Origin of the sequence: Longimicrobium sp., from assembly GCF_036554565.1 — a bacterium.
Classification (GTDB): Bacteria; Gemmatimonadota; Gemmatimonadetes; order Longimicrobiales; family Longimicrobiaceae; genus Longimicrobium.
The window spans coordinates 1-8,131 of record NZ_DATBNB010000887.1 but is presented as its reverse complement, the minus strand read 5'-3'; the positions used below and the strand labels follow the sequence as shown (position 1 = coordinate 8,131).

Below are 8,131 nucleotides of genomic sequence, written 5' to 3'. Positions count from 1 at the left end.
CTTCCCGCACCGGGTACAGCGCCTGGGTGATGCCGGTGGCCGGCATCGACTTGCGCTCGATGTTGATGGCCGCCGGGGTGCGCAGCATCTCCTGCGAGACGGGGTACACGGCCTGCTTGATGCCCGTGGCCGGCGCCGCCTTGCGCTGCAGGTCCACCGTGGCGGGCTGCTTGAGCATGTCACGCGAAAGCGCGTGGATGGGCGGCGGCATGGTGGCGCTGAAGAACAGCGTCTGCCGCTGCGTGGGCACGTGCTTCAGAACGCGGCGGATGTCCGGTAGGAACCCCATGTCCAGCATGCGGTCGGCCTCGTCCAGCACCAGGATCTCCACGCCGTCCAGCCGCGCGTAGGGGTACTGGAGGTGGTCCAGCAGGCGCCCCGGCGTGGCGACGATCACTTCGACGCCGTCGCGAAAGGCCTGCTCCTGCGGCTTCATCCCCACGCCGCCGAACACGGCCGCCGCGCGGATGCCCGTGTGCTTGCCGAGCGCGACGAACTGCTCGTGGATCTGCGCCGCCAGCTCGCGCGTGGGGCTCAGCACCAGCGCGCGCGTCTTGCGGCGCGGGCCGTCCATCAGGCGCTGGATCACCGGAAGAGCAAACGCGGCCGTCTTGCCGCTCCCCGTCATGGCGCAGGCCAGCACGTCGCGCCCCTGCAGGGCGGATGGGATGGACTGTTCCTGGATGGGTGTGGCGCGAGTGTAGCCCAGCTCCGAGACGGCGCGGAGAAGGGTCGCGTGAAGGCCGAGATTGTCGAAGGACATGCGTTCCGTGGATCCGGTCAGGCCGCCGATGGTGCCGGACGGCAAAGAAGACGGCGGGGCTCGGGAAGAGTCCCGCCGTCCGGTACGACTGCTCCATACCCCGCCTCCGCCAAAAAGGTCGCGGGCTGGCCGAAACTGCCCGTTTTGCGCCACAGGTGGACACTGCGCTACCCACGTGGCCGCTTTCACGCTTGATCTTCCGGTTTGAATCTGGACTGGGTTAGCTTCCGGCCATGGAGAAGCCAGCCGTCTACATCGACACTACAGTGCCGAGCGCGTACTTGGAGGAACGCAGCACGCCCGAGATGCTTCAGCGGCGAGACTGGACACGCCGGTGGTGGGCTGGTGCGCCGGAAAAGCACCAGATGCTCGGTAGTGCACTACTGATCGGTGAATTGTCGGTCGGTACGCCTGCGCGCGTGCGCCAAAGACTGGCTCTCGTCTCCGAGCTCCGAATGCTGCCGCTTACCCCAGAGGTCATGGATACTGCGGACCTGTACATTCGTCATAAGCTGATGCCTGCCTACCCCATTGCCGACGCGTACCACTTAGCGTTCGCGTCTTGTTACGCATGTGAGTTTCTCGTGTCGTGGAACTACCGGCATCTTGTGAATCCAAGTAAATTCCTACACGTCAGGAAGATCAACGCCCTACGTGGATTGTTCGTCCCATCGCTGGTAACGCCTGCGCAGCTTCTTGGAGGTTAAGATGGCAGCTCGTTACGACCCCGACCCGCTGCTCGATGAACTCGAGGCAACACGGTTGCAGATCGAGGCCCCGTTCGCCGGCGATAGGAAGAAGTTCTTCGAGTACTACATGGAGTACCAGAAGCAGTTCGCTGATCGTCTGGTTACGTCGGTGCGGCCGGCGGTCGAACTAGCCCCCGAAGGAGGAAACCCCGGCAAATCGGCTGCGTAATCTGCATCGGCCCGAGCGGTCAGGCCGGCACTGAAGCCGCTTCGAACGCCGCCAGGCGCCAGAGCAGCCCCGCGGCGCCGCGCGCTTCGTGAGCGACGCGGAAGCCGGCTTCGAGCAGCAGAGCGCGCATCTCCCGGCGTGAGTACATGCGGTGGTACTTGATGCGGAGTCCGCGGCGCATCCACAGGTCGAAGGCGCGCATCCGGAGCGGCGCGCGGTCCCAGTCCACCAGCAGCAGCCGTCCGCCCGGCCTGAGCACACGCCGGAGTTCCGCGAGGCCGACGTGTGCATCGGGCCAGTAGTGCAGGTTCGACGCGCACAGGGCCGTGTCGAACGATGCCGTCGCGATCGGCAGTGCGAGCGCGCTTCCCGCGACGACCGCGCCGGGCCATCCGCCCACCCCGAGCTTCGGCGCCGCCATCCGCACCATCCCGGGCGACAGGTCCACCCCCACGTACGCATCCACCGACGCCCCCCACTCGGCGAGAGCGGGCGCCAGGTTGCCCGTCCCGCAGCCGACGTCGAGCACCCTCCCGAGTGTCGGTCCCGCGATCCACGGGCGCAGCAGAGCGAGGCTCGCGTGGTTGTAGCGCGCCCAACGGCGATCGTACTCCGCGGCGGCGCGGTCGTACTCGCGGCGAATCGAAGTGGGGAGAGTGTCGGGCATGGAGGTCGGGGTCGGTGCGCGGGCCAGCACGGGCGAATGAATTCGCTGCAACAAGCACACGAAGTCCGCCTTCGCGGACTGGCTTGTGGTGGCGCGTGGATGACTTGGAGGCGCGTCCCGGATTTCGAACGTGAGTCCCGAGACGACGCAGGCCGGAGTCTCTCGGTGAGAGCTCCGGCCTGCTTCCGCATCTACCACCCGGGTGCCACGGTCACATCTTCTTGTAGGCCGGGCCGCTTCCGCCCTCGCGCGGCGTCCAGCGCGGGCCGATGACGTCGGTGGCCTTGCAGTCGATGCAGTTGGGCGCGTTCACCACCAGCTTGTCGCCGTTCAGCTCGTACACGCCGGCGGGGCACAGGTGCACGTACAACTGCGCCACCTCGGGGCTGATGTCCTGTCCCACGATCAGGTGCGAAGGGATGTCGTCGCGGGTCTGGTTCCCCGCCTTGAACACCGCATCCACCTTGCTGAACGTCAGCTTGCCGTCGGGGATGAACGGCTGCTCCGGCGTCACCTGGCGCGGCGCCTCCGCATCCGAATGCATGCTGATCTTGCCGCCCGGAAACCGCCCGCCGGTCACCGTCATCAGCGTCGCCTTGGCCCCCCCGACGAAGAAGCCGTCCTTGAACGCCAGCCGCTGGTTGCGGCTCTTGTACAGGTCGTCGCGCACGTAGCTGCCGTGCACCATCGTGTCGTACGACGACAGGGCGGACGACGACATGTCGCCCTTTTTCAGCCCCTCGAAGATGGCGCGCGCGGCGAACATGCCGGTCTGCATGGCGTAGTGGATGCCCTTCAGCGAGGGCACGTCCACGAAGCCCGCCGTGTCGCCCACCATCACCAGCCCGTCGCCGTGCAGCCGCCCCGGCAGCCCGAAGAAGCCGCCCTCCGGGATGGTCTTGGCGCCCCACTCCACCATTTCGCCGCCTTCCAGGTACTTCCGGAAGAACGGGTGCAGCTTCATCCGCTGCAGCATCTCGTGCACGTCCAGCGTGGTCTGCTTGTAGTCCAGCCCCACCACAAGGCCGATGGCAACGAGGTTGGGCTCCAGCGGATACATGAAGCTGCCGCCGAAGGCGTCGCGCGGCAGCGGCCAGCCCAGCGTGTGGACGATGCGGTCCAGCGGGACCTTCGTTTCCCACAGCTCCTTTACGCCCAGCGCAAAGATCTGAGGGTTCTCGGACCCCACGCCCTGCCACTCGCGCCAGGCCTGGCCCAGCGGCCCGCGCGTGCCCTCGGCCAGCACGGTGACGCGCGCCGTGACGTCCGTCGGGGGCTCGGCGCCCGGCCCCGGGGTGCCGTCGCGCTTGAGGCCCGCCGGCGTGGTGCGAACCCCGCGGACCGCCTTGCCTTCCACCAGCAGCGAGTCCACTGGAAAGCCTGGAAGCATGTTCACGCCCAGCCCCTCGGCCTGCTCGCCAAGCCAGCGGCAGACCTCGGAGATCGATGCCGTGTAGTTCCCCTTGTTGTGCATGGGGGGCGGCGTGGGGATGCGGAACTGCCCCGTTTCCGTGAGCAAGTACACCGCTTCGTTGCTCACCGCGTCGCGGAAGGGAAAGTCTTCGTCCTTCAGGTCGGGAAAGAGCTCGCGGAAGGCGCGCGGGTTGATGACGGCGCCTGACAGGTTGTGCTCGCCGAGCGCCGAGCCCTTGTCGAGCACCGCGATCTGCGTTTCGCCCAGGCTGCCGCCGGCCTCGCCGTCCTTCTGGACCAGCCGCGCCAGCTCGATGGCGCACGCCAGCCCGGCCGGCCCGCCGCCGACGATGACGACGTCCATCTCGATCGCCTCAGCGTCGGGGGCGTCGGAAACGATCAGCCGCTCGCGCGGCAGCGGGGGCTGGTGGCGGACGGGGAGAACGGTCCCGCGTGCGGCGTCGGCCATGGTTCTTCCGGCGATCTGAGGTGAACTAACGCTACGTCGCGGCGGATTATACGGGCTGCGCTCCCCCGCCGCAAAGGCCCTGGCGCATCACCGCCAGACGCTCGCCACCCCCTGGCACCAAGCACGTGCCAGGGGGTGGAGGCACCGGCGTGAACGTGCGCCGGCTGGGCTCAGGGCTGCTGGCTGGGCGTGGCGGGGCGATGGGGCGAGGTATCGTTCACCGCCGTCCCCTGCTCCTGCTCAGGCGCGTAGCCGGCCGCCTGGTTGTCGGCGTCGCCGCCCTGCGCCTTGGTTCCGCCGCCACTTTCCCCGCAAGCCAGCACCGACATCGCGGCCATCAGCGCGAGGGTCGGGATCAATCGATAGTTCCGCATTTCCATCATCCAGTCCGGGTTGTCGTCACTCGTGTTCCCGCTTCCTATGCAGGGACCGGGCCGCGGAGGTCGCAAGTGGCTGCGAGGGCGCGGGTTATGCGGCTACCCCCGCCGGGATTGCGGCGGGCATGGAGAGCGGGTGCCGGCGCAGCCACCCGACGATTACCATGGTGAGATCCCGGAACGTGAGGTGATCGGCATCCAGGTGGAATTTCGAGCAGGTGAGCCGCGCTCCTTCCTGGAACGCCGCGTACCGTTCCGCGATCTTGTCCCCGCCCGGGAGCACGATCTCCGGATCGCAGTGCGTCGCCAGGAAGTCGCGCACCTGCCGGATCACCCCCGTGGTTTGGCTGCCGTGCGACCGGATGTCCTGTCCGGCGATGTCCGAGATGAACTTCTGGTACCGATACGGCTCGGTGTCGAGGACGATGGCGGCCTTACGCCGGTGCAGCTTCGCCCCGAACGACTTCGCGCCCAGGAAGATCCCCAGCTCCAGCGGCATGTTGAACCTCGGAAGCTGGGTCGCCGCATCGAGTTCGGTGCGCGAAATGTCGTGGATGGCCAGGCGGCATTCCCGGATGATCGTCGTGATCTTTTCGATCCGCACCTGGCTGCTGTCATCGACCTCCAGCGAGGCGCGCGGGAAGAACCCACACTCGTAGGTCGCAAACGCAGCGGCCTCCAGGAGAGGCCGGTACGCGGGGTCGAAGGGGCAGTTGATGAAAACGCTGTTCTCGTAGGTGCGCGTCATCCGCCCCCCTCTCCATCGCGCGCCTGCTGGGACGTCCCGGTCTCCTCGGCGCTCTTACGGGCTGCAAGGCGTTCTTCCACCTGGCGCCACGCTTCCATCACCTCTTCCAGCGTGAATTTTTCGCTCGGGTGCGGCGGCTGGATGGTAGGCAGGCGCGGCTTGCGCTGGGGCTTTGGCATGGCTTCTCCTCGGCTGGTTGGCGGCTGTTCACAATGTATACTTGTAGCCCTCGCCCCACAAGGATCTGGACGAACGTTACCATTGCGCCAGCAGCCGTGCAGGAGCGGCATCGACCTTCACGACGAGGCCCTGGACGTATCCGCGCCCAGGGCCTCGTTCGTCTTTCACTCACGCGCTCACGCACTCGTCACACGATCGTCGGCTCCATGAAGTAGTCGAACCCATGCTCGCTGCTGCGCCACGCGCGGATGCGGAAGATGCGCGCGGGGGCATCCGGCTCCAGGCGCAGCCACTGCGAGCCGCCGTGCCAGAAGAAGCGCTGGCCGGTGAGGAGCTCCTCCACTTCCCACGGGTCGTGCCAGCCGATGCCCATGTCGGGGAGGGGAAAGTGGAGCATGGTTTCGTGCGCGGCGAACGGGTCCAGGTTCACGGCCACGAACACCATCGACGTGCGGTCCGGCGTCATCTTGCCGTAGAACAGCACGTTGTCGTTGTCCGCCGGGTAGAAGCGAAGGTTGTCGTACTCGTGCAGCGCGCGGTTCTGGCGGCGGATTTCGTTCAGCCGCGTGATCAGCGGGCGGATGTTGCCTGGGCGGTCCCAGTCCCACGCCTTCAGCTGGTACTTCTCGCTGTCCAGGTACTCTTCCTTCCCGGGCGCCAGCGGCGTGGCCTCGCACAATTCGAAGCCGCTGTAGATGCCGTACACCGATGACAGCGTGGTGGCCAGCACCGCGCGGATCATGTGCGCCGGGCGCCCGCCGCGCTGAAGGAACTCGGGGTTGATGTCGGGCGTGTTGGGGAACAGGTTGCCGCGGAAATACTCGTTCATCGGCCCCTGCGTGAGCTCCGTGAAGTACTCCGTGAGCTCGCCCTTGAAGTTGCGCCAGGTGAAGTACGTGTAGCCCTGCGTGAAGCCCGCCTTGGCGAGCGCGCGCATCAACTTGGGCCGCGTGAACGCCTCAGAGAGGAAGATCACCTGCGGGTGCTGGTGCTGCACCTCGCGGATCATCCACTGCCAGAACTGCACGGGCTTGGTGTGCGGGTTGTCTACGCGGAAGATGTTCACGCCCTGCTCCACCCAGTGCAGGATCACGTCGCGCCACTCCGCCCACTGCGCTTCCCAGTCTTCGCCGTAGAAGTTCAGGGGATAGATGTCCTGGTACTTCTTGGGCGGGTTCTCGGCGTACATGATGGTGCCGTCCGGGCGGATGTAGAACCAGCCCGGGTGCTCCTTTGCGTACGGGTGGTCGGGCGACACCTGGATGGCGAAGTCCAGGGCGATCTCCAGCCCGTGCTCGCGCGCCGCCTCCACCAGCCGGCGGAAATCGTCGAGCGTGCCCAGGTCCGGGTGCACGTCCTTGTGTCCGCCCGCATCCGATCCCACCGCGTAGGGCACGCCCGGCTCGTCGGGCCCGGGGTTCAGCGTGTTGTTCTTGCCCTTGCGGAACTTGAAGCCGATGGGGTGGATGGGCGGAAAGTACAGCACGTCGAAGCCCATGTCGCGCACGTACGGCAGCTTGGCGATCACGTCGTCCAAGGTGCCGTGGCGGCTCTCGTCGTCGCTCATGGAGCGGGGGAACAGCTCGTACCAGGCGGCGAAGCGCGCGGCCACGCGGTCTACCTGCACGGGAAGCACGTGCTCGTACCGCGTCAGGTCTTCGCGCAGCGGGTAGCGCTCCATCAGTTCGAGCAGCCCGGGGTCCAGCGAGGCCGCCACCCGTTCCGCCACCGTCAGGTGCGAGCCGGATTCCACGTCGTCGCGGAACGTTTCCCACGCCGAAGTGGGGATCAGCCCGCCGGAGGCCAGCTTCTCGTCGCCCACCACCTCGGCCAGGTACTCCATCATCCGCGCGCGGTCGGGCCCGTCGGCCAGCGGGGCGGCGGCGCCGGCGATCAGCTGGGCGCCCTCGAACAATTCCAGGAGCACCTCCTGGCCCGCGTCGTACTTCTTGCGCAGGTCGCTCTGCCAGGTGCCGAAGACGTCGGTCCACGCGACGACGGTGAAGTACCAGCGGCAGTTGCGGTCGGGGGTGAACGAGCCGCGCCAGCGGTCGTTGTCCCAGAACTTCATCCGCGATTCCTGCCAGGCCTCGTCGTCCTCGGGGCGGTACCAGATGGCGGCGGAGAGGGCGTCGTGGCCTTCCTTGAAGATGTCGGCCTCTACCGAAACGGTGTCGCCCACCTCGCGCTTGACGGCGTAGCGCCCGCAGTCCAGCTCGGGATACACGTTTTCGATGACGACCCTGCGGCTGGCGTCGATCCTCTCCGGCATCAGTCTCTCTTGGTGGTCGGGTGGCGTTCGTTTCGCCGCGCGGGCAGCAAGCGGTGGGCCATGCGCGGGGTAGGGCGAGTGCGGAAGTGCGGAAGTGCGGAAGTGCGGAAGTGCGGGAGTGCGGGAGTGCGGGAGTGCGGGAGTGCGGGCGTGCGAACCGCAGTGGACTCGCGCCCATCTGTCATCCAGAGGCGCGAGCGCACCGGACCAGCCCGTACGCCATACCCATGCGCGCCGTGGGATCCAGCCGCCGACGCCTTTCAGCTTGGGCGCGGCAGCGGCACGGAGCCTTGAGATGCTGCACCGGCGCGGAGGAACTTCACA

At 67.2% G+C, this 8,131-nt stretch carries 8 protein-coding genes; 1 reads left to right on the top strand and 7 read right to left on the bottom strand.

Features of this window, described 5'->3' with window-relative positions; genetic code table 11:
- Nucleotides 1-763: DEAD/DEAH box helicase (locus VIB55_RS24800; protein ID WP_331879376.1), on the bottom strand; the 763-nt coding region annotated here is incomplete at its 3' end.
- A 708-nt stretch (nucleotides 764-1,471) separates the two neighbouring features.
- Between VIB55_RS24800 and VIB55_RS24795 the strand changes: the two genes are divergently transcribed.
- Nucleotides 1,472-1,681 (top strand): hypothetical protein, encoded by a 210-nt coding sequence (locus VIB55_RS24795; RefSeq protein ID WP_331879375.1) that lies wholly within the window; start codon nucleotides 1,472-1,474, stop codon nucleotides 1,679-1,681.
- A 19-nt stretch (nucleotides 1,682-1,700) separates the two neighbouring features.
- On the opposite strand, the gene VIB55_RS24790 is transcribed toward VIB55_RS24795, so the two are convergent.
- The 6 genes from VIB55_RS24790 to VIB55_RS24765 all read right to left on the bottom strand — a co-directional run bounded on the left by VIB55_RS24790 (nucleotide 1,701) and on the right by VIB55_RS24765 (nucleotide 7,807).
- Nucleotides 1,701-2,348, bottom strand: a complete 648-nt coding sequence (locus tag VIB55_RS24790; RefSeq protein ID WP_331879374.1) for a class I SAM-dependent methyltransferase — start codon at nucleotides 2,346-2,348, stop codon at nucleotides 1,701-1,703.
- Nucleotides 2,349-2,559: 211 nt separating this feature from the next.
- Nucleotides 2,560-4,230, bottom strand: a complete 1,671-nt coding sequence (locus VIB55_RS24785; protein ID WP_331879373.1) for an electron-transfer flavoprotein:ubiquinone oxidoreductase — start codon at nucleotides 4,228-4,230, stop codon at nucleotides 2,560-2,562.
- A 170-nt stretch (nucleotides 4,231-4,400) separates the two neighbouring features.
- On the bottom strand, nucleotides 4,401-4,589 hold the full coding sequence (locus tag VIB55_RS24780; protein WP_331024794.1) for a hypothetical protein: 189 nt from the start codon (nucleotides 4,587-4,589) through the stop codon (nucleotides 4,401-4,403).
- 109 nt (nucleotides 4,590-4,698) lie between these two features.
- Entirely contained in the window at nucleotides 4,699-5,355 is a 657-nt protein-coding gene (locus VIB55_RS24775; RefSeq protein ID WP_331879372.1) for a hypothetical protein, read from the bottom strand.
- Nucleotides 5,352-5,534 (bottom strand): hypothetical protein, encoded by a 183-nt coding sequence (locus VIB55_RS24770; protein ID WP_331879370.1) that lies wholly within the window; start codon nucleotides 5,532-5,534, stop codon nucleotides 5,352-5,354. Before VIB55_RS24770 ends, VIB55_RS24775 begins: the two co-directional genes overlap by 4 nt.
- Nucleotides 5,535-5,722: 188 nt before the next feature.
- Complete coding sequence (locus tag VIB55_RS24765) at nucleotides 5,723-7,807, bottom strand: alpha-1,4-glucan--maltose-1-phosphate maltosyltransferase (protein ID WP_331879368.1); 2,085 nt, start codon at nucleotides 7,805-7,807, stop codon at nucleotides 5,723-5,725.
- Nucleotides 7,808-8,131: the final 324 nt, after the last annotated feature.